The sequence below is a fragment of the Psychrobacter sp. GW64-MNA-CIBAN-0177 genome, from assembly GCF_040309585.1.
Taxonomy (GTDB): Bacteria; Pseudomonadota; Gammaproteobacteria; order Pseudomonadales; family Moraxellaceae; genus Psychrobacter; species Psychrobacter okhotskensis.
In genome coordinates this window covers 1-258 of the sequence record NZ_JBEOOY010000382.1, presented here as the reverse complement: position 1 = coordinate 258, position 258 = coordinate 1, and the positions used below count along the sequence as shown (strand labels likewise).

Sequence of the window (258 nt, the reverse complement as noted above, 5' to 3'; positions counted from 1 at the left end):
ATTCTGACATGATTAAATGACTCCAGCTTTAACCATATCGAGCATGTTTAATGCTCCGATCGGTTGATGTTTTTCATTAACGACAATCAGTCCGTTGATGCTCTTTTCATCCATGATTTGCAGTGCTTGTGCGGCTAAAATCCCCGCAGGGCAGGTCACACAATTTTCGGTCATAACCTGGGCAATAGGAGTGATTCGAAGATTCACGTCTGCATCGATAACCCGGCGTAAATCACCATCGGTAAAAATGCCCACAAG

General features: G+C 44.2%; 1 protein-coding gene. It reads right to left on the bottom strand.

Annotated features, from left to right (window positions below):
• Positions 1-12 precede the first annotated feature (12 nt).
• The coding region (locus AAEY79_RS15545) for a CBS domain-containing protein (protein WP_352289458.1) at positions 13-258 on the bottom strand (246 nt) is incomplete at its 5' end.